Source organism: Streptomyces sp. NPDC036984 (assembly GCF_055607665.1).
The window spans coordinates 108,286-131,527 of record NZ_JBVJRL010000020.1 but is presented as its reverse complement, the minus strand read 5'-3'; the positions used below and the strand labels follow the sequence as shown (position 1 = coordinate 131,527).

Below are 23,242 nucleotides of genomic sequence, written 5' to 3'. Positions count from 1 at the left end.
TCCACGAGCAGCTCGATCCGCTCCCGCGCCGTCAGCTTGCCCTTGGCGTGCTGCGCCTCGGTCGCCTTCTCGCTGGGACCGGCCACGGCCTGGGCGCGGATCTCGTGCAGCTCGGCGACTCGTCCGCGCGCGTCCGTCGGCTCACCGGTCGGCTCACCCGTCGTCTCTTCCAAAACGGTCATGTAGTGACCTTACGAAGGACACGAAGAAAAGCGAGCCGTCGACTCTGTACAGTCTCCGGCCCGTTTTCCTGGTACCAGTGAACAGAACCATCGCCGCATGCAGGCGTTCCGACTGCTCAGACGGCCGACGGGTTGTAGGTAGGCGACAAAGCCGTCAGCTGAGAGCCACCTCACATTTATGGGTGGCACATGCCATCCCCGGAGTGACACGGAGCCTCAGACGGCGGTCCGCCGAGAGGACCTGGACGCTGTCGTCGGCCCGGGTCACCGCGCGCACGGGGTGGTTCCAGATCAGTTCCAGCGGGGCCCCGGTGCGGGGCGGCTCGCTCACGCAGAGGGTGGCCGTGCGGCCCCGGCGGACGAGGAGCACGCTCGCGCCGGACGAGACGGTCAGGTCTCCCACCGTACCGGCCCGCCAGAAGTTCCCCGCCGTGAGGCCCAGGCCGGGCAGGGCGACGGCTTGGGCGGCGGTGTCGTTGGCGAGGACGGACAGCCAGGGCCGGCCGGCGGCCCGGACGGCGGTCTCGGCGCGGGTGGCGCCGGGCAGCAGGACGTAGGCGTAGCCGGCGGCCACCGGGTCGGTGCCGTGGTCGAGCCAGAGGGTCTGCCAGCGCCGGGTACGCCGCTCGGGGCTGCCGGCGGTGTTGATGTCGGACCAGGCGCCGGTGCGGTCCTCGCGGAGGGTGTGCAGCTCGCCGCCGCACGGCAGGATCCATCCGCCGTGTTCCGCGAGGTGCGCCCAGTTCCGGCCGCGTACGAAGCTCTGGGTGCCGTTCTCGCCGAGGTTGCGGTTGTCCACGACGGTCTCGACCGGGACTCCGTCGGCGCAGGAGATCCCCGCGCCGAGGCAGACGATCGCGCCGGCGAGGAAGAACCAGGACTTGTGGGCCTCCAGGGTGGAGCCGAGGCCCTTGAGGTGCTGGCCGACGGCGGCGAAGGTACCGTCGGTGGCGCCGCCGACCCAGCGGACGTCCGGCCTGGGCGCGCCCCATTCGCCGCCGGCCCGGTCGGCGAGCCGCTTGGTCGACACGGTGGTGCCGGGCAGCCGGTACCAGTCGACGGTGGGCCAGTACCAGTCGGTGTACTGGTCGCCGCGCCCCCGCGGCCACCAGGAGAGCAGGCCGGCGCCGGTGTGCCAGCCGCGCGGGTTCTCGCCGTTGCCGCACTCGTAGTGGGCGATGCGGTCGCTGGCCATGGCGAGGGCGGCCGTGAAGCGGGGCGTGCGATGGGCGGCCCGGTCCATGGCCGCAAAGAGGCGGTGGCCGAGGGGTTCGGGGGTCGCGGGTCCGGGTGAGGTGGCGATGGCGTGCAGCCGCGCGAGATCGGCGACGCCGAACTGACGTGACGTCAGCAGCGGTACGGTGGTGTCCCGTTCGATCCAGCCCTTGATCCGACCGTACCAGCGCTCCCGTTCGGCCTCGCTCGCGCCGCCCGCGAGGAGAGCGATGGCGGCGACCAGGGCTTGGCCGTGGTAGTGGTCGCTGCGCAGGATGTGCAGGTCGTCGGAGCGCAGGTAACCCCGGCTGATGGCACGGCCGTTGACGCAGTCCGTCACGAGTCCGTCGTGGATCAGGGGCGCGTAGGCGTGCTCGACGCTGTCGAGGACGTTTCGCCGGGCGGGATCCGTCACCTCCCACGCCGACCCGGCGAGCAGCGCGAACAGCCGCCCCAGTCCGTCGAGCAGGACCTGGCCGTAGGTGCCCGAGTAGGCGACCCAGGTGTGCTGGACGAAGGAGCCGTCGGCGTAGAGGCCGTCGCCCTCGGTGACGTACGGGAAGACCGGCGAGAGGGCGTCCCGGGCGAGGGCGATCCGGCCGGGGTTCCGGCCGAGGATGCCGCGCAGGGCGACCGAGCGGCACAGGTCGACGCGGTTGGCGCCGGTGGAGGTGCCGGAGTAGTCGGCGAGCAGCGCGTCGGGGATGAAGTGGTCGACGGTCGCGCAGGCCGCGGCGATCCGGTCCGGGCCGAGCTGCTCGTAGAGGGCGGCCGTGATGTCCATCAGCAGCCGGGGGCTGCCGATCTGCCATTCCCACCAGTTGCCGTAGCGGGCGGTGGCGGGGTTGTAGACGGTGGCGGAGAGGTGGTCGAGGCCGCGGAGCACGTCGGCGAGGAGGCCGGGGTCCCCGGTGACACCGGTGCCGCCCTGGACGTACGCCTGGGCCATGGTCCACAGGCGGCCGTAGCTGAAGGTGATGCCGGCCGGCGGGTCGAAGGGGTGGCCGGGCCAGAGGGAGGCGGGCGCCGGGGTCATGGCGGCCCGGAACTCCCCAGCACGCTGTCCGAGTTCAGCCAGCCGGGAGGCGTACGGCTCGACGGCCGGGTCGTACCCGCTGCCCAGGGTGATGGCCAGCCAGCGGCGGCGCAGGTCGTCGTAGGGGTCGCCGGCCGCCCGCGCGCCCGGTGCGGGGGCGGCGGCGAGAGCGGCGGCCAGCAGCAGTGCGCGTCGGGTCATACCCATGGGACCTGTCACCGCCCTCTCCCTCCGGCTCCCGGCTCAGCAGCCGCCGCAGTTGTAGTACAGGACGTCCCAGTGGTTGCCCTCGTCGGCGTAGATGTTGCCGGAGCCGGACTTGTACTGCGGGGCTCCGTCGCCACGCAGGCCGATGTACGTGAAGGTGTTCTTGACGTACGACGTCACGCAGGTGTTCTTGCCGTAGTCGAGCTTGTAGCCGTTCCAGTGGGAGTAGGTGCCGGAGGCGTGGCCGGTCTCGGTGCCGCCGGTGATGTTGAGCGCGCAGCCGCTGGCCCGCTTGAGGGTCTGGGCGCCCTGGGCGGTGGCGAGGTTGAGCTGCTCGAAGGACGTGCAGGTGGGGTTGTTGCGGTCGGAGCAGTTGCCGGAGGACGACCAGGTGATCCCGACCTCGCGGAACATCTGGGTGGCGGTGGCGTGGCTGATCTTGGTGACGGCGAAGGCGTCGGTCGCGGTGCCGAGGACGGCGATGCCGGGGGCGACGGTGAGGGCGAGCGCGGTCAGAAGCGAGCGGACCTTGAGGGGCTTCATGGGGACCTTCCTGCGGTGGGCCGTGTGTTCCGGGGGCGGCTGTGCAGGTGGTGCAGGCAGATGGTGCCCGAGCGGCGGGGCGTGCGCCAGAGGGCACGCGAAGTGACACTGCGTACCCGACAGGACACACTCCGGATCATGTTGAAAACCGAACCGAATGGGTCTACCGTCGGAGTCACGGAGTTCGTTTAACGTTCAACAAGGAGCATGTGATGGGTATCTTCAGCCGCAAGGACACCGCCCCCGCCCCCGCCGCGCAGGCCCCCGCCGCCCCCGACCTCACCGCGCTGACCGGCGACTACACCATCGACCCGGCCCACAGCACGATCGGTTTCGTCGCCCGGCACGCCATGGTCACCAACGTCAAGGGCAGCTTCAAGGACTTCACCGGCACGCTCCACCTGGACGGCGCCGACCCGTCCCGGTCCACCGCCACGCTCGACGTCCGGATGGCGAGCATCGACACCGGCAACGCCGACCGTGACGGCCACCTGAAGTCGTCCGACTTCTTCAAGACCGACGAGTTCCCGGCCATGACCTTCCGCTCCACCAAGGCGGAGGCCCTGGGCGGCGACGACTACCGCATCACCGGCGACCTCTCCATCCTCGGCGTCACCAAGCCGCTCACCATCGACCTGGAGTTCAACGGCTCCGCGAAGGACCCCTTCGGCAACGAGCGCGCCGGCTTCGAGGGCAAGGCCGAGATCCTGCGCTCGGAGTGGGGCCTGACCTGGAACGCGGCCCTGGAGACGGGCGGCGTGCTGGTCTCCGACAAGATCAAGCTGGTCTTCGACATCTCGGCGATCAAGGAGGCGTGAGCCCGCGGCGAGTCGGCTCACCGGCCGCTGCCGCCGCGAACTCACACCACACGATCTTGCCGGGCTGCCGCTCCCCCACACCCCACTTGTCCGCGAGCGCGGCGACGAGGAGCAGCCCCCGCCCGTGTTCCGCACCCGGAAGCACCTCCGGGATGCGGACCTCGCCCGGACCGCTGTCGTGCACCTCCACGCGCAGGGCGCCGTCACCGTGCAGGGTCAGCCGGAGGAGGAAGCCACGGCCCGCGGGGACGCCGTGAAGGAGGGCGTTGGTCGCCAGCTCGCTCACGCACAGCAGTACGTCGTCGGTTCGTGGTACGCGGTCGGTGCGCTCGTGGCGCACTTCAGGAAGAAGGCACGGCTCACGCAGGAGCAGTTCGCGGAGCTGGCCAACCTCGCCGTCGACACGGTGGGGTCGATCGAGCAGGGGAGGCTGGCACTTCAGCCGGATCGGGCCGAGCAGTTCGATGAACTGCTGGGCACGGACGGGGCGCTGGCGGTGCTGGTGGCCAAGCTGCCGGTGCGGGATCGGATCGTGCAGTTCGCGCAGGGGCTGGTGGATCACGAGCAGGAGGCACTGGGCTTCCTCTCGTACGAGAGTCTGCTGGTCTCCTCCAGACCAGGGACTACTGCCGCGCTGTGTTCGACTACCGCTACCCGGCGCTCGGAAGCGAGACTGCCGAGCAGTGGGTGAACGCCCGCATGGAACGGCAGTTGATCTGGCAGCGGGAGCGGCCGACCGTGGGGCACTTCATCCTGGAGGAGAGCATCCTGCGCCGAGAGGTCGGCGGGCCGGAGGTCATGCGGGAGCAAGTTCGGCAGATCCTGGAGTACACAGAACCCGTCCACATGAGCTTCCAGATCATGCCTGCGAACCGGACACCGCACGCTTGCCTCGACGGCCCGATGGTGCTGCTGGAAACTCCCGAGCACGAGCGCCTGGTCTACCTGGAGGTACAGCGCGCCAGCTTCCTCGTCGACGACCCTGACGAGGTCAGCGCTTATCACCTGAAGTATGGAATGCTGCGGTCACAGGCCCTCTCACCCGACGAGAGCGTGCGCCTGCTGGATGGACTGCTAGGAGAGTCATGAACACCGCAGCAGTACTCGCATGGTTCAAGTCGAGCTACAGCGGCAGCGAGGGCGGCAACTGCCTCGAGGTCGCCTGCTCTTGGCGCAAGTCCAGCTACAGCGGCAGCGAAGGCGGCGACTGCGTAGAGGTGGCCACCCACCCCGCCGCCATCCACATCCGCGACTCCAAGAACACCACCGGCCCCATCCTCACCCTCTCCCCCTCCACCTGGAACGATTTCCTTGACGGCATCGCCCGCTGAAACCGAATCCGCATGGGTCCACATCGCCTCGTACGAGAACGTGCCGGGGCGTCCCCACCCCATGCGCGTCCTCCTCGGTTGACTGCGTGAGCGCGGCATCGACTGGATGCCGTTCGCCGAGGACGAGCTGCGGATCGACCTCATGTGCCGCAGGGACGAGGACGGGCACTGGCGCGGCACGCTCGGTGTGAACGTCGACGCCGGTGCCCTGTGGCGGCTGGGGCTGCATCCCGGTCAGCCCACCTCGGTCGCGGCCGGGCCCTCGCCGCCGGCGTGGTGGCATGCCGCCGGTGAGCGCTACGCCACCCGGCACAAGATCGTCAGGCGTCACGCGAAGTGAGCGCTCAGAAACCTCCGCCGAAGTCCCCGCCCCCGCCGCCGAAGTCCCCGCCGCCGCCCCCGCCGCCGCCGTCGAAGCCGCCCCCGAAGTCCCCGGGATCGAAGTCGGTGCCGGAGATGTCGCCGCCCTCGTAACCGCCGCCGCCGAAGTCGCCGTAGCCGGTGCCGTAGTCGGCGGCGTACGTGGGCGTGGCCATCATGCCGCCCAGCAGGGTGCCGACGAGGAGGCCGGGCAGGAGGCCGCCGCCGAAGTAGCCGCCGGCCCAGGGGCCGTAGGCCGGGCCCGCGTCCCAGTAGGGGCGGCGGCCGTAGTCGGTGTCGACCTCGCGGATCACCGGGTCGCGGCCGTCGGCCAGACGCGTGGCGTCGGCCGCGCAGACCGGGACCTCGCGCGGGGCGCCGGCGGGCGGGGTCCAGGTGGCGTCGGAGACCGAGGGGCCGTGGCGGGGGTCGAAGAAGCACGGCGGACGGCGTTCCGGCAGGGGGCGGTGCTCGCGGCGGGCGGCCAGCCGGGCGAGTGAGAAGCGGCCGTCCTCCAGGGCCTCGGTGACCGTCCGGACGTCCTCCGGTCTCCGAGCGGCGGCCATGCGCTGCTTGGCGGTCTCGTAGGCGTTCAGGGCGCGCTCGTAGTCGGCGCGCATCGCGTCGTCGGCGCCCGGTTCCGAGGGGTGGAAGTCCAGACGGTCCAGTTCCTCGCCGAACGCGGTGATGTCCTCGTCCACCACCACCCGCAGCCGGTCCAGGGCGGCCCGCTGCTCCTCCTCGCGGCGCCGGCGGGTGCGCCGGACCAGCGCGTACGAACCCGCGCCGGCGGCGACCAGCACCGCGCCCACCGTGATCAGCGCCGTGAACGAGGCAGCGCCGCCGGCCGAGCCGCCCCAGCTCTTCGGGGCGTGGCCGCCCATGTTGGCCAGGGCGCGGCCGGTGAAGTCGGTCAGCTGGGCCTTGGCGTCCTCGCCCTGCACGCTCGCGACCAGGTTCCGCCGGGCCGTGGCCGACATGACGGAGGAGTCGGCGCGGGCGTCGAAGCGGTCGCCGAGGCGGATGCCGTACAGGCCGGTGACGCCGGTCGCCGCGCGCAGGTCGCGGAAGAGGTTGGCGGTGGGGTGGCCGGCCGGGAGGACCGCGATGAACAGGGGTTTGTCCGCGTCCTTGATCCGCTCGGCGAGTGTGTCGGCGTCCGCGGCGGACAGCTGGTCCGTGGCCGCCGGGTCGACGTAGACCGGGCTCTTGCGCAGGGCCTGGGCGATGGTGGAGACGCTGGTGTCCGCGCTCGCCCCGGGTGCCACCAAGGTCGCCAGCACCAGGGCCAGGGCGGCCAGCAGCAGAGCGGGGAGGCTTCGGGTCCGCAGAACGGCCTTCATACTTCGAAGCTACCCGAAGCCTCCCCAAACCGGTTATTTACTCCGGCTCCCGGGGTCAGACGGCGCGGTACGCCTCCGCCAGCTTCTGCACCGCCTTTCCGTACCGGCCGGTCAGCAGCAGGTGGTCGGCGTCGGCGAAGGGCTTCGCCACGGCCTGGGTGAGGTGGCCGGCCGTCTTCTGCTGGACGAGCAGCCGGGCCCGGGCCACCAGCGCGCGTCCGGTCCGGTCGTCGCCGTGCCGCTCGGCCGCCGCCGCCCGGGCGGTGAGGGCGCGCAGGGTGGCCGTACCGCCCCTCGGGACCGGGGTGAGGGTGGTCAGGCCCCAGCCGTAGGGGAACTGCGGGTCGTACGCCGTGTCGCCCACGTTGACCGGCAGCTGCGCCTCCGACCTGGGCCAGGTGACCGGGAGCTGTCCGGTGAAGGGACGCCGGCCGTAGAGGACGTCGGCGACGCCCTCGCCCTCGGTGCCGGGCAGCCAGGAGGCGACCAGGGCGTCGATCCCGTCCAGCCGGTCGCCGATGATCTGCGGGCGGCCGGAGACGATCAGCACCGCGCACTTCATGGCCGCGCAGACCTTGTCGACGGCGGCCTGGTCGGTAGTGGACAGGCGCAGGTCGTGGCCGTTGCCGACGTCGCCGACGCCCTCGGCGTAGGGGGTCTCCCCGACGACGACCACACCCACGTCGTAGCCGTCCGTCGGGGCCGAGGCGTCCTTGGAGTACGTGACGTTCCCGCCCGCCTTCCGCAGGCCCTGGAGGATGGTCGTACCGGGGACGGTGTTCCCGGAGGAGCCCTGCCAGGTGAGGGTCCAGCCGCCGGTCTGGTTGCCGATGTCGTCGGCGTCGGAGCCGGCGACGTACACCTTCTCGCTCTTCTTCAGCGGCAGCAGCCCGCCCGCGTTCTTCAGCAGCACCTGGGACTCGGCGGCGGCCCGGCGGGCGACCTCGCGGTGTTCCGGCGAGCCGATGGCGGCGGCGCCGGAGGTGTCGGCGTAGGGGTGCTCGAAGAGCCCCAGCTTGAACTTCTGGGTGAGGATGCGGGAGACGGCGTCGTCGATCCGCCGCTCACCGACCCGGCCCGCCCTCACCTCGTCGGCGAGCGTGGTGCTGAACTCCTTGTAGCCGTACGGCACCATCATCATGTCGACGCCCGCGTCGACCGAGGCACGGACGTGGGCGGCGTAGTCGCCGGGGAGCTGGTCGATGGCGTTCCAGTCGCTGATGACGAAGCCGTCGAAGCCCAGCCGGTCCTTGAGCACGCCGTTGATCATGTCGCCGCGGGCGTGCATCCGCACCGCGCCCTGGCCGTCGCCGGCGATGTCCAGGGAGGAGTACGACGGCATGACCGTGCCGATGCCCCGGTCGACGGCCTCGCGGTACGGCGCGAGGTGGATGTCCTCCAGCTGCTCGCGGGTGACCTCGGTGACGCCCTGGTCGATGGTGTACGTCCCGGTGGTCGAGGAGCCGTACGCGGTGCCGCCGTCGCCCACGAAGTGCTTGGCCGTGGCGAGCACCTTGTCGTCGCGCTGGAGGTCCTTGCCGTTCGCGCGGCCCTGGAGGCCCTGGATCACCGTCTCCATGGACTCGACCAGCGCCGGGTCCTCGCCGAAGGACTCGTAGGCGCGGCCCCAGCGTTCGTCGCGGCTCACGCACAGGCAGGGCGCGAAGTCCCAGGGGATGCCGGTGGCGCGGACCTCGGCGGCCGTCACCGCGCCGGTCCGGTAGGCGAGTTGCGGGTCGCGGGTGGCGCCGATGCCGACGTTGTGCGGCATGACGGTGGCGCCGGCGAGGTTGTTGTGGCCGTGGACCGCGTCGACGCCGTAGACGAGGGGGATCTGGAGGCGCGTCGCCCGGGTGCGGAGCTGGAAGGCGTCGATCGTCTTCGCCCACGCCTCAGGGGTGTTGGGCGTGGGCGTCGAGCCGCCGCCGGAGAGCAGGGAGCCGAGGGCGTAGGCGGTGATGTCGCCGCCCTGGCCCACCGCCCCGCGCTCGGCCTGGGTCATCTGGCCCGCCTTCTCCGCCAGGGACATCCGGCCGAGCAGGTCCGCGACCCGCTTGCGCACCGGCAACTTCGCGTTCAGGTACGGCAGTCCGTGCGCGTCGATCACGATCTGCGGGGGCTCGGCGGGGGCCTTCGCGCCGCTGACGGTGAGCTTCAGGGGGACGGTCTCGGCGGTCTCGGCCGCCCGGTCCCGGCGGGTGGGCACCTCGACGGTCCGGGCGGTGCCGGACGCGGTGCCGGCCGGGAAGGTGAGAGTGCCGGAGACGGGGGTGTAGTCCTTGCCGGCGGTCGCGGTGCCGTCCGCGGTGGCGTAGGTGACGGTCACGGGGTCGGCGAGGGGCTGGTCGCCGGTGGTGGCCACGGTGACCTTCACCTTCGCCGTCTCGCCCTCCGCGACCGGGTGGACGGGCGCGTCGCTGGTGACGGCGGCGCGCAGCGCCTGGTCGGCCTTGCCGTACAGCTCCACGCCGTCCAGGGCGAAGTCGCCCTCGACGCCCTGCGGCAGGGTGACGGCGTAGCCCCACATCTCGTTGAGGCCGAGGACGCGGTCGATGCCGCCGACGGGCTGGTAGTCGGTGCGGTAGGCGAAGTCGGTGAAGGGCAGCTCGATCCGCTTCCAGCCGGAGAAGTCGTCGGTGAAGGAGGTGGTCCACAGTTCGGACGCCTCGCCGTGGGCGCCGCCGTCCTTGATCTCGAAAGTGATCTTCTTGCCGTTGTTCCGGCCCTCCCACCACAGGCGGATGCCCTGGCGGGCGGACCAGTCGTGGGCGGGCGCGGTGGCGGCGAAGTCGTGGGTGAAGCCGCCGTAGCCGCTGATGTCGTAGCTGCCCGCGAGGACCTTGCCGCCCTCGGGGGCGTCGGTGCGGTCGGCGAGCCGGAGCGTGGGCGGATCGTCGGTGTCGCCGCCCCAGGTGAAGATGCCCTCGGCGGGCTGGGAGGCGAAGGGCACCTCGCCTTCGAAGCGGTCGACGGGGACAGGGGCCGGCTCGTCGGCGGCGCGCGCGGTCGCCGCCCAGGGCAGCAGACCGGCGAGGAGTGCGGCGGAGGCGAGCAGGGCGGTTCTTCGCATGGACCTTCCCTCGGCTCTCGTGGTTCACTCAGGGCTTAGCTCACGCCGTGAGTTAACTAGGGGCGCACACCCCCGTCAAGACGATCCGTCAGCTCTGCCGATCCGAGAGGAAGGGCGACGCACCATGAGGAGAACCCCCCGCACAGTCCGGCTGCTGCTCGCCGGACTGCTCTCCGCCGCCGGTGCCGGCGTGGCCGTACCCCCCGCGCACGCGGCCGGTGAGCAGGTCACCGCCTATCTCACCACCACCGACGACTCCGCCGGCCGGCACGTCGTACGCGGCCTCCAGGCGCAGACGCCGTTCGCCTTCCAGTCCGGGACGGGCGGCAGCGGCGAGAACATCGCCGTGGACGAGAACACCCGCTACCAGACCTTCACCGGCGGCGGCGCGTCCTTCACGGACACCGCGGCCTGGCTGATGAACAGCAGCGGGGCGCTCTCCCCGGCGACCCGGGACGCGACCATGCGCAAACTGTTCTCGCCGACGGACGGCATCGGGCTGTCGTTCCTGCGCAACCCGATGGGCGCCTCCGACCTCGCGCGCTACGGCTACACCTACGACGACGTGCCGGCCGGCCAGACCGACCCGACCCTGTCGAAGTTCTCCCTCGCGCACGACCTCGCGGACGTCGTGCCGCTGACCAGGCAGGCGCTCCGGCTGAACCCGTCCCTGACCGTGATGGCCTCACCGTGGACGGCACCCGCCTGGATGAAGGACAGCGGCTCGCTCAACGGCGGCTGGCTGAAGGCGGAGGACTACGGCGCCTACGCCTCCTACTTCGTGAAGTACCTCCAGGCGTACAAGGACCAGGGGATCAACGTCTCCTACGTCACCGCGCAGAACGAGCCGACCTGCTGCTCCGGCTATCCGTCGATGAGCTGGAACGCGAGCGGGCTCGCGTACTTCACGAAGAGCGAGCTGCTGCCGAAGCTCCAGTCGGCGGGCCTGACCACCAAGGTGCTGGCGCACGACTGGAACTGGGACGTCTACGACTCCTACGCCGCCCGGACCGTGGACGACGCGGCCGTCCGCAGCCACCCCAACTTCGGCGGCATAGCGTGGCACGGCTACGGCGGTGACATCGCCAAGCAGACGAGCGTGCACAACCAGTACCCCACACTGGACGCCTTCGGCACCGAGCACTCGGGCGGCACCTGGATCGCCGACCAGCAGCGCGAGGACATGTCCAACATCATCGACTACACCCGCAACTGGGCGAAGTCGGTGACCAAGTGGTCGCTGGCGGTGGACCAGAACATGGGCCCGCACAACGGCGGCTGCGGCACCTGCACCGGCCTGATCACCGTGCACAACGGCGACGGTGCGAGCGGGACGGTCGACTACACGATCGAGTACTACACCATGGGCCACCTGACGAGGTTCGTCCGGCCCGGAGCCCAGCGGATCGCCTCCACCTCGTCCACCGCGGTGCCCAACGTGGCCTGGCGCAACCCGGACGGCAGCAAGGCGCTGATCGCCTACAACGGTGCGTCCTCGGCGAAGACGGTCACCATCGACTGGGGCTCCCAGCACGCCACTTACTCGCTGCCCGGCAAGACCTCGGCCACCTTCACCTGGTCCGGCACCCAGTCCGGCGGCGGCCGGACCGGTGCCTTCGTGGGCCTGGCCGGCAAGTGCCTGGACGTGACGGGCGGTTCGAGCGCCGACGGTACGGCGGTACAGCTCTACGACTGCAACGGCACCGCCGCCCAGCAGTGGACCGTGCAGGCCGACGGGTCCGTGCAGGCGCTCGGCAAGTGCCTGGACGTGACCTCCGGTTCGACGGCGGACGGGGCCACGGTGCAGTTGTACGACTGCAACGGAACCGGTGCCCAACGGTGGTCGTACAACGCGTCCACCGGTGATGTGGTGAACACGGCGGCGAACAAGTGTCTCGACGTCACGGACAACACGTCCGCGAACGGGACCCGGATCCAGATCTGGTCCTGCACCGGAGCCGACAACCAGAAGTGGACCCTGAGGTAAGGCGGAGCATGAGACGGACGGGGGCCGTGGCGGCGGGGATCATCGGCGGGATGCTGCTGGTGAGCGGCTGCGGCCCCGCCGAGCTGACGCTCGCGGGGGTGCGGGTCGGGGCGGACGGAACGCCGTACGCGGTGGTGCGGCCGTGCGGAGACGACACCTATCGGGGCCCGTACCTGGGCGGGCGGGCCCGCGGCGCCGAGGAGGGTCCCGTCACCACCGGCTGGGACACGCAGAAGAAGAAGGGGCTGCACGGCGACGCCGACTTCCCCCTCTTCGACCCGCCCGCCCGCTGGCAGGCCCGGCACCGGGGAGCCCAGCGCCTGCTCCCCCGGCACGACTACGTCCTCGGGTTCGGGCACTACGTCGGCGGCGACTCCTACAACGGGGTCGTGGAGTTCACCACCGAGCAGATCGGCCGGCTGAAGCCCGGACAGGTGTGGGCGGACGACCGGGCGATGAGCCTCAGCGCGTTCGAGCGGCTCGCCGACGACTCGTGCTGAGGCGGTGTGGCGTGCTGCGGATCGGCCGCCGCCGGACCATGGTGGGGGTATGACCACACCGCAGGATCTGTTCCTCGTCAGTCTCGACGTCCCCGGCGAGCACCCCGTCGAACAGGGTGATCTGTCGCTGGCGCTCGCCGGCGCCGAGCTGATCGACCTCCTCGGGGCCCGGGCGCTGACCCTGGAGGGCGAGTCCATCGTGCCCGGTCCGGTGCTGACCACGGGTGACCGGCTGCTGGACGAGGCGGGGGCGGCGCTCGTGCGGCAGGAGCCGTACGAGACGGTCGAGGACTGGCTGTGGCGGCGCGGGCAGGGGCTGGCCGTGGCCTACCGCGATGTCCTGGAGTCCACGGGGCAGCTCACCGGCAAGCGCCGGCACCGGCTGTTCCCGCGGAGCAAGGACGAGATCCCGGCCGACACCGCCGCCCGGCGCCACGCGGCCGACCGCTGGGACTCCCGCGACCCCGTCCTCACCGGCCTCGCCGCCACCCTGGGCATCGGGGACGACCGGCCGGTCCCGGAGGAGCCCGGTGACGAGGCGGTCGTCACCGTGCTGGCCACGGTCGGCGACGCGGTGACCGAGCTGGAGGCCGTACGCGAGCGGCGCCGCATCGAGAACATCGCCTTCGACAACATCTGGCGGGCGCCCTGAGCGGTGCAGGCGGGCCTCAAAGGATCAGCTGGCCGATGCCCAGCAAGTTCCCCTCGCTGTCCCGGAACCAGGCGCCCCGCTCCCCGCTCGCGTCCTTGCTCGGGTAGTTGCCCTCGATCTCGGCGATGCCGCCCCGGGTGCGGAAGCCGGGCACGTCGACCTCCTCGAAGACCACGCCCCGGCTCCGCAGCTCCGTCACGGCCGCCTCGATGTCGTCCACCTCGAAGGCCATCTGGGTGAAGGTGCCGGGCGAGGCCCCCGTCGAGCGGAACACGACGAAGTCCACGCCCGCGCACCGGTACAGCAGCCCGCCCGGCCGCTCGTCGACGGGGTACAGACCGAGTTTCTCGGCGTAGAAGCGCCGTGCCCGGTCCAGGTCCCGCGCGGGCAGCCGGGTCGCGACGCGGGCCCGGGACAGCAGGTCACTCTCGTATGAGGTCATGCCTCCACTGTGGCTACCGGGCCGGCTCCACGCCCGCGCGAAGGAGGCCGTACGTGTACGCGTCCTCCAGGGCCTGCCAGGAGGCGGCGATGACGTTCTCGGCCACCCCGACCGTGGACCACTCGCCCGAGCCGTCCGAGGTGGAGATCAGCACGCGGGTGGTGGAGGAGGTGCCGTGCTTGCCCTCCAGGATGCGGACCTTGTAGTCGACCAGCTCCAGCTTCGCGAGCTGCGGGTAGATCTTCTCCAGCGCCACACGCAAAGCGCGGTCCAGGGCGTTGACCGGGCCGTTGCCCTCCGCGGTGGCGACGATCCGCTCGCTCTTGGCCCACAGCTTGACCGTGGCCTCGTTGGCGTGGGTGCCGTCGGGCCGGTCCTCCACGATGGCCCGCCAGGACTCGACGTCGAAGTACTTCAACGGCCTGCCCTCGACCTCGGTGCGCAGCAGGAGCTCGAAGGAGGCGTCGGCGGCCTCGTAGGTGTAGCCCTTGAGCTCCCGCTCCTTCACCCGCTCGACCACCCGGCCGACCAGTTCGCGGTCGCCGCCCAGGTCGATGCCCAGCTCCTTGCCCTTCAGCTCGACCGAGGCGCGGCCCGCCATGTCGGAGACCAGCATGCGCATGGTGTTGCCGACCAGCTCGGGGTCGATGTGCTGGTACAGGTCCGGGTCGACCTTGATGGCGGAGGCATGCAGGCCGGCCTTGTGCGCGAACGCGGAGACGCCCACGTACGGCTGGTGCGTGGACGGCGTCAGGTTGACGACCTCGGCGATGGCGTGGGAGATGCGGGTCATCTCGCGCAGCCGCCCGTCGGGCAGCACCTTCTTGCCGTACTTCAGTTCCAGGGCCGCGACCACCGGGAAGAGGTTGGCGTTGCCGACGCGCTCGCCGTAGCCGTTGGCGGTGCACTGCACATGGGTCGCGCCGGCGTCGACGGCGGCGAGCGTGTTGGCGACCGCGCAGCCGGTGTCGTCCTGGGCGTGGATGCCGAGCCGGGCTCCGGTGTCGGCGAGGACGGTGGAGACGACCGCGTGGACCTGGGCGGGGAGCATGCCGCCGTTGGTGTCGCAGAGGATGACGACGTCGGCGCCGGCCTCGGAGGCCGTCCGGACGACCGCCTTGGCGTACTCGGGGTTGGCGCGGTAGCCGTCGAAGAAGTGCTCGCAGTCCACGAAGACCCGGCGGCCCTGCCCCTTCAGGTACGACACGGTGTCGCGGACCATCTCCAGGTTCTCGTCCAGGGTGGTGCGCAGCGCCAGCTCCACGTGCCGGTCGTGCGACTTGGCGACCAGCGTGATCACCGGAGCGCCGGACTCCAGCAGCGCGTTGACCTGCGGGTCCTCAGCGGCCTTCGCGCCGGCGCGGCGGGTGGCGCCGAAGGCGACCAGCTGGGCGTGCTTGAAGTCGATCTCCTGCCGGGCGCGGGCGAAGAACTCGGTGTCCCGGGGGTTCGCACCGGGCCAGCCGCCCTCGATGAAGCCCACGCCGAAGTCGTCCAGGTGCCGTGCGATGGCGAGCTTGTCCGCAACGGTGAGGTTGATGCCCTCGCGCTGCGCGCCGTCGCGCAGCGTGGTGTCGAAGACGTGGAACGAGTCGTCGAGCTCGCTGGTTGCCGTCTCGGTCATGGTCTCAAGGCTCCTGTTGTGGATCTTCGGTCTTACCGGAATGACCGGCTCCACCGTCCCACCAATACTCCCTCGCGCTCCGCTCCCGGCTGAAGGTGGGCCGGAAAACGAAAAAACCCCTCGCGGGTGCGAGAGGTCTGCGCGCGGGTCGAGGACGACGGTGGCCACCCGCACCTGGTCGTACGAGGTGGTCACTGCGGACCGGCGCGCCTGCTGCCAATAATCATGGCGAACGAGAGCACGGGGGCAGTCTGGCACAGCCCCGCCCCCGGCTCACCGACCGTCTCAGGATGCGGGCGTCAGGCTGGACTCCCCGGAGTCCTCGGCGGCCTTCACCCGGGCCAGGTCCAGGTCCTTCGTCTCGCGCATGGTGATGTACACCACCAGGGACACGGCGGCGCAGCCCGCCACGTACCAGTAGAAGCCGGACTCGGCGCCCGCGTTCTTGAACCAGAGGGCGACGTACTCCGCGGTGCCGCCGAAGAGGGCGTTGGCGAGGGCGTACGGCAGGGCCACGCCGAGTGCGCGGATGCCGGTCGGGAACAGCTCGGCCTTCACACAGGCGTTGATGGAGGTGTAGCCGGTGACCACGACCAGCGCGAGCAGGGAGAGACCGAGGGCGGGCCAGTAACCGTCCGCGTGCTTGAGGAGGGTCATGATCGGCACGGTGAGGAAGGTGGAGCCGACCGCGAAGGTGATGAGCAGCGGGCGGCGGCCGATGCGGTCGGACAGGCGGCCGGCGAGCGGCTGGAGACAGGCGAAGACGATCAGCGCGGTGAAGGAGACCAGGGTCGCGGTCTCCTTGGACAGGCCCGCCGAGTTGGAGAGGTACTTCGTCAGATAGGTCGTGTACGTGTAGTAGGCCACCGTGCCGCCCATGGTGAGGGCCATGACCAGGAACGCCTCCCGCCGGTGCCGCCACAGGGCGCGCAGGGTGCCGCGCTCCTCGGCGTGCGAGGCGTCCTCCTCGTACACCTCGGTCTCCAGCATGTTCCGCCGCAGATAGAAGACGACGGCCGCGCCGAGCGCGCCGACGACGAACGGGATGCGCCAGCCGTAGCTGTGCAGCGCGCTGTCGGACATGGTGCGCTGCAGGATGATCTGGAGGCCGAGGCCGACGATCTGGCCGGCGGTCATGGAGACGTACTGGAAGCTGGAGGCGAAGCCGCGGCTGCGCGCGTCGGACGCCTCGGTGAGGTAGGTCGCGCTGGCCGCGTACTCGCCGCCCACCGACAAACCCTGGAGCAGGCGGGCGACGAGCAGGACGAGCGCGCCGCCGTAGCCGGCGACCGTGTAGGTGGGCGCCACGGCGATGAGGACCGCCGAGGCCGACATGAGCGTGACGGTCAGGGTGAGCGCCGCCTTGCGGCCCTTGCGGTCACCGACCCTGCCCAGCAGCCAGCCGCCGACGGGGCGCATGAAGAAGCCGACGGCGAAGATGCCGGCGGTCTTCATCAGCTGGGCGGTGGGGTTGCCGCTCGGGAAGAACGCTCCGGCGAAGTAGGTGGCGAAGCTGGCGTACACGAACCAGTCGAACCACTCGACCATGTTGCCCGCCGAGCCGACCCAGATCTTCTTCCAGTGTTGTCGTCCCATGCGCCGTTACCTGCCCGGCGCCGGAGTGAACGATTCCTTCAACCATGCGGCCGAGTGTGGCGCAGTGCCCCAAGGGGCGCGGGGAACTGCACGACCGGCCACGGCGGACCCGCGGCTAAACGACGAGCAACGCGTCCTCGAGGAACTCCCGCACATGCGCCAGCACTTGCTCACGATCGGTACCGCGCAAGCCAATGGCGACATGGATGGAGAACCCGTCAAGCAGCGCACGCGTCCTCGCCGCGAAGCGGTCCGCGTCCACCGGCCGGAACTCGCCCCGCGAGACGCCCTCGGCGATCAGCGCGACCAGGTCCCGATGCCACGCCCCCTCGATCGCGGCCTGCCGGGTGCGGGCGTCGTCGTCGGCGTTCTGCGAGCGGTTCCACACCTCCAGCCACAGCGTCCAGTGCGGATCGCGGTGGCCGTCGGGAACGTAGAGGTCGACGTAGGCGGACAGCCGCTCGCGGGCGCTGCCGGGACCGGCGAGCAGCCGGCCCCGTTCCGCGCCGAGGCGGCCCTCGCTCCACTCCAGGGCCTGGAGCAGCAGCTCGTCCTTGGAGCGGAAGTAGTAGAGCAGGTGCCCGCTGCTCATGCCGACCTCGCGGCCCAGCCCCGCCATGGTGAGCTTCTCCAGACCGCGCTCGGCGATCATGTCCATGGCGGCGGCGAGGACCTCCTCGCGGGGCGGGGCGGGGGTGCGGCGGCGGGGGGACGGGGGCGTGGTCATGCCGGCACCATCCGTACGGCGTCGGACAGGAAATGGGTCTCGTAGGGGCCGGTGCACGAGGCGAGCAGTGAGGCCACCCCCGCCCCGCAGCCGGGGCACACCCAGTCCGGTCCGTCGCCTTCCGGTTCGCTGCAGCATCCGGTGGACCGGACGTCCGGGTTGGGGCGGAGAAGGCCCTCGGTGTCGGCGGGGTGGACGACGAGCGTGCCGCGCGGCCCCGCCGACATCAGACACCCCGGCCCGTCGGGGTCGAGCATGATCGGCCCACCGGGGTGGGCCGCCCCCATCCACTCCGGGTCCGGATGCGGCACGTACGGCCGCCCGGACGGCTCGGGGTCCACCGCGCAGGTGCCGCGCGGCACGGTCGACGGGGCCTGCCGCGCACCGTCCCGCCCGTCGTACTCGGGGCGTTCGGGCAACTCGGGCAGCAGCCGCAGCGGCGGGCTGAGACGGCGGCCGCAGGCCGCACAGACCAGGACGTTCACCCGTATGTTCTACCCGACGCCGGCCGTCACCGGGTCTTCGGCTGCTGTTGCGTGATGCAGTGGATGCCGCCACCGCCCGCGAAGATCGTCCGGGCGTCCACCAGGGTGACCGTCCGCTCCGGGAAGAGGCGGCGGAAGATGCCGGCGGCGATCTCGTCGCGCGGGTCGTCGAAGCCGCACAGCACCAGGCCGCCGTTGCAGATGTAGTGGTTGATGTAGGAGTAGTCGGCCCAGTGGCCGTCGGCCTCCAGGACGGTCGGTGCGGGCACCTCCACGACCTCCAGCGCGCGGCCACGGGCGTCGGTCGCCGACTTCAGGATGCCGATGACCTCCTTGGTGACCTCGTGGTCGGGGTGCGCCGGGTCCGGCTGGTGGTGCGCGACCACGACACCGGGGCGGGCGAAGGCGGCCACGATGTCGACATGGCCGAGGGTGCCGAAGCCGTGGGGAGGGTAGTCGCCGGTCAGGCCGCGCGGCAGCCAGATCGCCTTGCTGGTGCCGAGGTGGGCGTGGATCTCGGCCTCGACCTCCTCCTTCGACCAGTGCGGGTTGCGCTCGGGGCCGAGCTGCACGGTCTCGGTGAGCAGCACGGTGCCCTCGCCGTCGACGTGGATCGCGCCGCCCTCGTTGACCAGCTTCGAGGCGTACGTCTTCGCGCCCGCGAGGTCACAGACGTACGCGCCGATCTTGGCGTCATGCTCCCAGCGGGCCCAGTCCTGGGCGCCCCAGCCGTTGAACGTCCAGTCCACGGCGGCCAGTTCGCCCTTGCCGTCGGTCAGGAAGGTGGGGCCGATGTCCCGCATCCAGGCGTCGTCCAGCTCCCGCTCCACGGTGTCGATGCCGGGGCCGAGCAGCGCCTGTGCGTCCGCCGACCGGCCGGGGCCGCACACCACCGTGACCGGCTCGAAGCGGCGGATCGCGCGGGCCACCGACGCCCAGGCGATACGGGACAGGCGCAGGTCCTCCGGGTCGTCGAAGGTGGGGTTGGGACTGGGCCACGCCATCCAGGTGCGCTCGTGCGGGGTCCACTCGGCGGGCATGCGGAAGCCGTCGGCGGCGGGGGTGGTCATCTGAGAGGTCCTTGGGTCCGGGAGTCAGAGGAAGTAGAGGCGGTTGAGGGAGACGGAGTCGGCGGGTTCGGAGCGCAGCGGGTCGCCGTCGAGGGTGACCAGGCCGGTGCGCTGGTCGACGTCGACCGCGCCGATCCGGGCGTTCAGCCGCAGGTCGGCCGGACCGATGCCGCGCGTGCCGCGCACGGCTACCCGGCGGCGGCGGGTGGGCATCGTGTCGTTGCCCTGGTCGACGGCGGCCTGCGCGACGAACGCGACCGAGATGTCCGCGGCCGTGGCGCCGAACGCGCCGAACTGCGGCCCCAGCACGAGGGGTTCGCAGGTGTCGGTGGCCGCGTTGGGGTCGCCGGTCACGCCGTACGCCGGGAAGCCGGACTTGAGGACGAGCTGCGGCTTGGCCCCGAAGTACTCCGGGCGCCACAGCACGATGTCGGCGAGCTTGCCGACCTCGATCGAGCCGACCTCGTGGGAGAGGCCATGCGCGATGGCGGGGTTGATGGTCAGCTTGGCCATGTAGCGCAGGACGCGGGCGTTGTCGTCGCCCTCGCCGTCGCCGCCCTCCCCGTCATGGGGAAGCAGGGGCCCCAGCTCGGCCTTCATCTTGCCGGCCATGGCGAACGTACGGCGGACCGTCTCACCGGCCCGGCCCATGCCCTGCGCGTCGGAGGAGGTGATGCCGATCGCGCCCAGGTCGTGCAGCACGTCCTCGGCGCCCATCGTGCCGGCGCGGATGCGGTCGCGGGCCATGGCCGCGTCACCGGGCAGGTCGGTCTTGAGGTCGTGGACGGAGACGATCATGCCGTAGTGCTCGGCGACCGCGTCCCGGCCGAAGGGCAGGGTGGGGTTGGTGGAGGAACCGATGACGTTGGGGACACCGGCCATCTTCAGCACGTTCGGTACGTGTCCGCCGCCGCAGCCCTCGATGTGGAAGGCGTGGATCGTGCGGCCCTCCAGCACCCTCAGGGTGTCCTCGACCGAGAGGCACTCGTTCAGCCCGTCGCTGTGCAGGGCGACCTGGACGTCGTGCTCCTCGGCGACCCTGAGCGCGGTGTCCAGCGCGCGGGTGTGCGCGCCCATGTCCTCGTGCACCTTGAAGCCGGAAGCGCCGCCCTCGGCCAGCGCCTCGATCAGCGGGGCGCTGTCGGAGGACGAACCCCGGCCCAGGAAGCCGACGTTGACCGGCCAGGCGTCGAAGGCGTTGAAGGCGTGGCGCAGCGCCCAGGGCGAGTTGACGCCGACGCCCCACACCGGGCCGAACTCCTGCCCGATGATCGTGGTCACGCCGGACGCGAGGGACGCCTCCATGACGCGCGGCGACAGCAGGTGGACGTGCGTGTCGACGGCACCGGCGGTGGCGATCAGGCCTTCGCCGGAGACGATCGACGTGCCCGTGCCGACCACGACGTCGACGCCGTCGAGGGTATCGGGGTTGCCGGCGCGCCCGATGCCGCAGATACGGCCTTCCCGGATGCCGATGGAGACCTTCCGGATCCCCTGGACCGGGTCGATCACGACGACGTTGCTGATCACGACGTCACAGGTGGCGCGGACGGCGGCGGCCTTCAGGTGCAGTCCGTCGCGGGCGGTCTTGCCGAAGCCGGCGAGGAACTCGTCGCCGTACTTCTGGGCGTCGGACTCGACGCGGATCGTCAGGCCGGAGTCGCCGAGGCGGAGCCGGTCGCCGGCGCGCGGTCCGTGCGTGGCCGCGTAGGCATGGGGGTCGATGTGGATCGACTCGGTGATCTCGCGTCCCTTGGAGCGGCTCATCGTTCGCCTCCTTCCGGCGTGACTCCCAGATATCCGCAGGCCGCGGCCCTGCGCAGCGCCTCTTCCTTCGCTCCGGGCGCGTCCAGCGGCCCGTCGACCAGACCGGCGAAGCCGATCGCGATCCGGTTGCCGCCGATCGGGACCAGCCCGACCTCGGCGCTCTCGCCCGGCCCGAACCGCACCGAGGACCCGGCGGGCACGGCGAGGCGCATGCCGTAGGCCTGCTCCCGTACGAAGTCCAGCCGCGGGTTGGCCTCGAAGAAGTGGAAGTGGGAGGTGACGGAGACCGGGACGGTCGCGGTGTTGGTGACCGTGAGGTGGAGCGCCGGCTCGGGCTCGGGGTGCTCAGGGCCCGGCAGCAGCGCGCCGGGACCCTCCGAGCCCGAGCCGCCGCCGATGGGGTCGGAGACGACCGCCAGCCGGGAGCCGTCGTCGAAGACGGCCTCGACCATGACCTCGGTGACGACGTCGGCGACGCCCGGCAGTACGTCCTTCGGACCGAGCACCGACCGGGCCGCCTCGATGGCCTCGGCGAGCCGCCTGCCGTCCCGGGCGGCCTCGCAGACGGTGTCCGCGATCAGCGCCGTGGCCTCCGGCACGTTCAGCCGGAGGCCGCGGGCCCGGCGGGCCCGGGCCAGCTCGGCGGCTCCGAAGAGCAGCAGCCGGTCACGTTCCGTGGGGGTCAGTCTCACGACGCGGCACCTCCTTGTCTCCGACACTTTAGAGCATCACTCTAAACAGGGAATCCGTGAAACAGAAGCATTGACCGGGACCGAGCATGCACGTCACATTGAACGTCGCTCAAACCCGATAGGCGGCCGTCGAAGGAGACCAGCCATGCCCATGGAACAGCGCGGAGTCGACACCATCCCGGACGAGGAACGCACCAGCGGTCCGCGCGACCTCGTCTCGATCCTGCTCGGCTCCAACCTCTGTCTCGGGGTGATCATCTTCGGCTGGCTGCCGCCGTCCTTCGGGCTCGGCTGGTGGGCGTCGGTGAGCGCGATCGTGGCCGGCACGCTCATCGGCACGGTCTTCACGGCCCCACTGGCGCTGGTCTCGCTGCGCACCGCGACCAACCTGTCCACCTCCTCCGGCGCCCAGTTCGGCGTCCGGGGCCGGCTGGTCGGCTCGGTGGTCGGACTGCTCCTCGCCCTCGGCTACACCGCGCTGACGGTGTGGATCGGCGGGGACGTCATGCTGATGGTCCTCGGTCGGCTCTTCGGGGTGCCGGCGAACGGGCCGGCGTACGCCCTCGTCTACGCGGTGCTCGCCGCGGCGACCGTCACGGGCGCGGTCTACGGCTACCGGGTGCTGCTCGCCATGTCCCGGGTGCTGGCCGTCGGCATGACGGCCCTGCTGCTCCTCGGCGTCCTCGCCTACGCCCCGCACTTCACCACCGCCGCGCTGCCGGACGCGGGCGGCTATCTGCTGGGCTCCTTCTGGCCCACCTGGCTGCTGGCGGCGGTGGCGGCGGGCCTGTCCGGTCCCATCGCCTTCATCACGCTGCTCGGCGACTACACCCGCTACATCTCCCCGGCCCGCCACTCCGGCCGCCGGGTGCTGCGCGCCACCTGGCTCGGCCTGATCCTCGGCCTGCTGCTCCCCCAGCTGTTCGGCACCTTCACGGCGTACGCGGCCCGCGCGGCCACCGACTACGCGGGCCCGCTGGTCGCCGCCTCCCCCGGCTGGTACCTGGTGCCGCTGCTGCTGTCCGCCTCCGCCGGCTCGGTCGGCAACGCGGGCCTGATGCTGTACTCCATGGGCCTGGACCTGGACGCGATCCTGCCCCGCGCCTCCCGCGCCAGCGCCACCTACACCGTGGCCGTCGTGGCCACCGTCTGCGTCTTCGCCGGCCACTACGCCTGGGACGCGCAGTCGGCGATGACGTCCTTCGTGCTCCTCCTCACCGCCATCGGCACCCCGTGGGCGGTCATCACCCTCATCGGCTTCGCCCGCTGCCACGGGGTGTACGACGCCGACGCCCTCCAGGTCTTCAACCGCCGCTCCCAGGGCGGGATCTACTGGTACCGGGCGGGCTGGAACATGCGGGCCACCGCCGCCTGGGCGGCCGGCGCCCTGGTCGGCCTGCTCGCGGTGTCCCTGCCGTCGTACGAGGGCCCGCTGCTGGCCCTGACCGGCGGGGTGGACTGCAGCTTCCTGCTGTCGGGCGCGGTCGGTGGGCTGGTGTATCTACTGCTGACCGCCGGTCGGGAACGGGCGAGGGCCGCCGCGGACGTGGAGGAGTCCGAGGCGGCCCTGACCTAGGGAGTCGAAGGAACTGCCG

20 protein-coding genes and 2 pseudogenes are annotated in these 23,242 nt (G+C 71.5%); 8 read left to right on the top strand and 14 right to left on the bottom strand.

The window, feature by feature from the left end; all coding sequences use genetic code 11:
* From ACZ7DL_RS30115 to ACZ7DL_RS30105, 3 genes and pseudogenes are all read right to left on the bottom strand, one after another.
* Window positions 1-182 (bottom strand): annotated as a pseudogene (locus tag ACZ7DL_RS30115) (methylmalonyl-CoA carboxyltransferase); the annotation flags it as partial.
* Between the two features lie 154 nt (window positions 183-336).
* On the bottom strand, window positions 337-2,640 hold the full coding sequence (locus tag ACZ7DL_RS30110; protein WP_470778886.1) for a polysaccharide lyase 8 family protein: 2,304 nt from the start codon (window positions 2,638-2,640) through the stop codon (window positions 337-339).
* A gap of 36 nt (window positions 2,641-2,676) precedes the next feature.
* Window positions 2,677-3,183 (bottom strand): hypothetical protein, encoded by a 507-nt coding sequence (locus tag ACZ7DL_RS30105; RefSeq protein WP_470778884.1) that lies wholly within the window; start codon window positions 3,181-3,183, stop codon window positions 2,677-2,679.
* A 212-nt stretch (window positions 3,184-3,395) separates the two neighbouring features.
* Between ACZ7DL_RS30105 and ACZ7DL_RS30100 the strand changes: the two genes are divergently transcribed.
* On the top strand, window positions 3,396-4,001 hold the full coding sequence (locus ACZ7DL_RS30100) for a YceI family protein (protein ID WP_470778882.1): 606 nt from the start codon (window positions 3,396-3,398) through the stop codon (window positions 3,999-4,001).
* On the opposite strand, the gene ACZ7DL_RS30095 is transcribed toward ACZ7DL_RS30100, so the two are convergent.
* Window positions 3,988-4,368 carry an ATP-binding protein gene (locus ACZ7DL_RS30095; protein ID WP_470778895.1) on the bottom strand — a complete coding sequence of 127 codons (381 nt, stop codon included), beginning with the start codon at window positions 4,366-4,368 and terminating at the stop codon, window positions 3,988-3,990. The two genes, ACZ7DL_RS30100 and ACZ7DL_RS30095, sit on opposite strands and share 14 nt — an antisense overlap.
* Here ACZ7DL_RS30095 and ACZ7DL_RS30090 point away from each other — a divergent pair.
* The 3 genes and pseudogenes from ACZ7DL_RS30090 (at window position 4,255) to ACZ7DL_RS30080 (ending at window position 5,672) form a co-directional block, all read left to right on the top strand.
* Window positions 4,255-5,090, top strand: a pseudogene (locus tag ACZ7DL_RS30090) (helix-turn-helix domain-containing protein). The gene ACZ7DL_RS30095 and the pseudogene ACZ7DL_RS30090 overlap by 114 nt on opposite strands.
* Window positions 5,087-5,332 carry a DUF397 domain-containing protein gene (locus ACZ7DL_RS30085; protein WP_470778880.1) on the top strand — a complete coding sequence of 82 codons (246 nt, stop codon included), beginning with the start codon at window positions 5,087-5,089 and terminating at the stop codon, window positions 5,330-5,332. Before ACZ7DL_RS30090 ends, ACZ7DL_RS30085 begins: the two are co-directional and overlap by 4 nt.
* A gap of 106 nt (window positions 5,333-5,438) precedes the next feature.
* Window positions 5,439-5,672, top strand: coding sequence for a hypothetical protein (locus ACZ7DL_RS30080; RefSeq protein WP_470778878.1), 234 nt, complete (start codon window positions 5,439-5,441; stop codon window positions 5,670-5,672).
* A gap of 4 nt (window positions 5,673-5,676) precedes the next feature.
* On the opposite strand, the gene ACZ7DL_RS30075 is transcribed toward ACZ7DL_RS30080, so the two are convergent.
* Window positions 5,677-7,035, bottom strand: a complete 1,359-nt coding sequence (locus ACZ7DL_RS30075; RefSeq protein ID WP_470778876.1) for a hypothetical protein — start codon at window positions 7,033-7,035, stop codon at window positions 5,677-5,679.
* Window positions 7,036-7,090: 55 nt separating this feature from the next.
* Window positions 7,091-10,105: a glycoside hydrolase family 3 protein gene (locus tag ACZ7DL_RS30070; RefSeq protein ID WP_470778874.1), complete on the bottom strand. Its 3,015-nt coding sequence runs from the start codon at window positions 10,103-10,105 to the stop codon at window positions 7,091-7,093.
* A 124-nt stretch (window positions 10,106-10,229) separates the two neighbouring features.
* On the opposite strand from ACZ7DL_RS30070, the gene ACZ7DL_RS30065 reads away from it, so the two are divergent.
* Genes ACZ7DL_RS30065 through ACZ7DL_RS30055 form a run of 3 tightly spaced genes read left to right on the top strand, consistent with a single transcriptional unit; the run spans window position 10,230 to window position 13,244 of the window.
* On the top strand, window positions 10,230-12,092 hold the full coding sequence (locus tag ACZ7DL_RS30065; protein WP_470778872.1) for a lectin: 1,863 nt from the start codon (window positions 10,230-10,232) through the stop codon (window positions 12,090-12,092).
* A gap of 8 nt (window positions 12,093-12,100) precedes the next feature.
* A complete protein-coding gene (locus ACZ7DL_RS30060) occupies window positions 12,101-12,592 on the top strand; it encodes a hypothetical protein (RefSeq protein WP_470778870.1) in 492 nt (163 codons plus the stop codon).
* Window positions 12,593-12,641: 49 nt separating this feature from the next.
* Window positions 12,642-13,244, top strand: a complete 603-nt coding sequence (locus ACZ7DL_RS30055; RefSeq protein ID WP_470778868.1) for a GOLPH3/VPS74 family protein — start codon at window positions 12,642-12,644, stop codon at window positions 13,242-13,244.
* A 16-nt stretch (window positions 13,245-13,260) separates the two neighbouring features.
* Here ACZ7DL_RS30055 and ACZ7DL_RS30050 read toward each other — a convergent pair whose 3' ends face one another.
* The 8 genes from ACZ7DL_RS30050 to ureA form a co-directional block, all read right to left on the bottom strand.
* A complete protein-coding gene (locus ACZ7DL_RS30050; RefSeq protein WP_470778866.1) occupies window positions 13,261-13,686 on the bottom strand; it encodes a VOC family protein in 426 nt (141 codons plus the stop codon).
* Between the two features lie 13 nt (window positions 13,687-13,699).
* A complete protein-coding gene (cimA, locus tag ACZ7DL_RS30045; RefSeq protein ID WP_470778864.1) occupies window positions 13,700-15,310 on the bottom strand; it encodes a citramalate synthase in 1,611 nt (536 codons plus the stop codon).
* Between the two features lie 285 nt (window positions 15,311-15,595).
* Complete coding sequence (locus ACZ7DL_RS30040) at window positions 15,596-16,906, bottom strand: MFS transporter (RefSeq protein WP_470778862.1); 1,311 nt, start codon at window positions 16,904-16,906, stop codon at window positions 15,596-15,598.
* A gap of 115 nt (window positions 16,907-17,021) precedes the next feature.
* The gene (locus ACZ7DL_RS30035) at window positions 17,022-17,633 is read right to left on the bottom strand and encodes a TetR/AcrR family transcriptional regulator (RefSeq protein ID WP_470778860.1); all 612 of its coding nucleotides are present in this window, start codon (window positions 17,631-17,633) and stop codon (window positions 17,022-17,024) included.
* The gene (locus ACZ7DL_RS30030) at window positions 17,630-18,118 is read right to left on the bottom strand and encodes a hypothetical protein (protein ID WP_470778858.1); all 489 of its coding nucleotides are present in this window, start codon (window positions 18,116-18,118) and stop codon (window positions 17,630-17,632) included. Before ACZ7DL_RS30030 ends, ACZ7DL_RS30035 begins: the two co-directional genes overlap by 4 nt.
* Before the next feature lie 26 nt (window positions 18,119-18,144).
* Entirely contained in the window at window positions 18,145-19,188 is a 1,044-nt protein-coding gene (locus ACZ7DL_RS30025) for an agmatine deiminase family protein (RefSeq protein ID WP_470778856.1), read from the bottom strand.
* A 24-nt stretch (window positions 19,189-19,212) separates the two neighbouring features.
* Window positions 19,213-20,955: an urease subunit alpha gene (locus ACZ7DL_RS30020; protein ID WP_470778854.1), complete on the bottom strand. Its 1,743-nt coding sequence runs from the start codon at window positions 20,953-20,955 to the stop codon at window positions 19,213-19,215.
* The gene (gene ureA, locus ACZ7DL_RS30015) at window positions 20,952-21,647 is read right to left on the bottom strand and encodes an urease subunit gamma (RefSeq protein WP_470778852.1); all 696 of its coding nucleotides are present in this window, start codon (window positions 21,645-21,647) and stop codon (window positions 20,952-20,954) included. Before ureA ends, ACZ7DL_RS30020 begins: the two co-directional genes overlap by 4 nt.
* Before the next feature lie 145 nt (window positions 21,648-21,792).
* On the opposite strand from ureA, the gene ACZ7DL_RS30010 reads away from it, so the two are divergent.
* Window positions 21,793-23,223 carry a cytosine permease gene (locus tag ACZ7DL_RS30010; protein ID WP_470778850.1) on the top strand — a complete coding sequence of 477 codons (1,431 nt, stop codon included), beginning with the start codon at window positions 21,793-21,795 and terminating at the stop codon, window positions 23,221-23,223.
* The last annotated feature ends 19 nt before the right edge of the window (window positions 23,224-23,242 follow it).

Excerpts from the sequence above, each read along its gene's own strand:
- ACZ7DL_RS30020 (WP_470778854.1), bottom strand. The coding sequence starts at position 20,955 with ATGAGCCGCTCCAAGGGACGCGAGATCACCGAGTCGATCCACATCGAC.
- ACZ7DL_RS30050 (WP_470778866.1), bottom strand. The coding sequence starts at position 13,686 with ATGACCTCATACGAGAGTGACCTGCTGTCCCGGGCCCGCGTCGCGACC.
- ACZ7DL_RS30105 (WP_470778884.1), bottom strand. The coding sequence starts at position 3,183 with ATGAAGCCCCTCAAGGTCCGCTCGCTTCTGACCGCGCTCGCCCTCACC.
- ACZ7DL_RS30060 (WP_470778870.1), top strand. The coding sequence starts at position 12,101 with ATGAGACGGACGGGGGCCGTGGCGGCGGGGATCATCGGCGGGATGCTG.
- ACZ7DL_RS30025 (WP_470778856.1), bottom strand. The coding sequence starts at position 19,188 with ATGACCACCCCCGCCGCCGACGGCTTCCGCATGCCCGCCGAGTGGACC.
- ACZ7DL_RS30055 (WP_470778868.1), top strand. The coding sequence starts at position 12,642 with ATGACCACACCGCAGGATCTGTTCCTCGTCAGTCTCGACGTCCCCGGC.
- ACZ7DL_RS30070 (WP_470778874.1), bottom strand. The coding sequence starts at position 10,105 with ATGCGAAGAACCGCCCTGCTCGCCTCCGCCGCACTCCTCGCCGGTCTG.
- ACZ7DL_RS30080 (WP_470778878.1), top strand. The coding sequence starts at position 5,439 with ATGCCGTTCGCCGAGGACGAGCTGCGGATCGACCTCATGTGCCGCAGG.
- ACZ7DL_RS30075 (WP_470778876.1), bottom strand. The coding sequence starts at position 7,035 with ATGAAGGCCGTTCTGCGGACCCGAAGCCTCCCCGCTCTGCTGCTGGCC.
- cimA (WP_470778864.1), bottom strand. The coding sequence starts at position 15,310 with ATGACCGAGACGGCAACCAGCGAGCTCGACGACTCGTTCCACGTCTTC.
- ACZ7DL_RS30100 (WP_470778882.1), top strand. The coding sequence starts at position 3,396 with ATGGGTATCTTCAGCCGCAAGGACACCGCCCCCGCCCCCGCCGCGCAG.
- ACZ7DL_RS30010 (WP_470778850.1), top strand. The coding sequence starts at position 21,793 with ATGCCCATGGAACAGCGCGGAGTCGACACCATCCCGGACGAGGAACGC.
- ACZ7DL_RS30085 (WP_470778880.1), top strand. The coding sequence starts at position 5,087 with ATGAACACCGCAGCAGTACTCGCATGGTTCAAGTCGAGCTACAGCGGC.
- ACZ7DL_RS30040 (WP_470778862.1), bottom strand. The coding sequence starts at position 16,906 with ATGGGACGACAACACTGGAAGAAGATCTGGGTCGGCTCGGCGGGCAAC.
- ACZ7DL_RS30110 (WP_470778886.1), bottom strand. The coding sequence starts at position 2,640 with ATGGGTATGACCCGACGCGCACTGCTGCTGGCCGCCGCTCTCGCCGCC.
- ACZ7DL_RS30035 (WP_470778860.1), bottom strand. The coding sequence starts at position 17,633 with ATGACCACGCCCCCGTCCCCCCGCCGCCGCACCCCCGCCCCGCCCCGC.
- ACZ7DL_RS30065 (WP_470778872.1), top strand. The coding sequence starts at position 10,230 with ATGAGGAGAACCCCCCGCACAGTCCGGCTGCTGCTCGCCGGACTGCTC.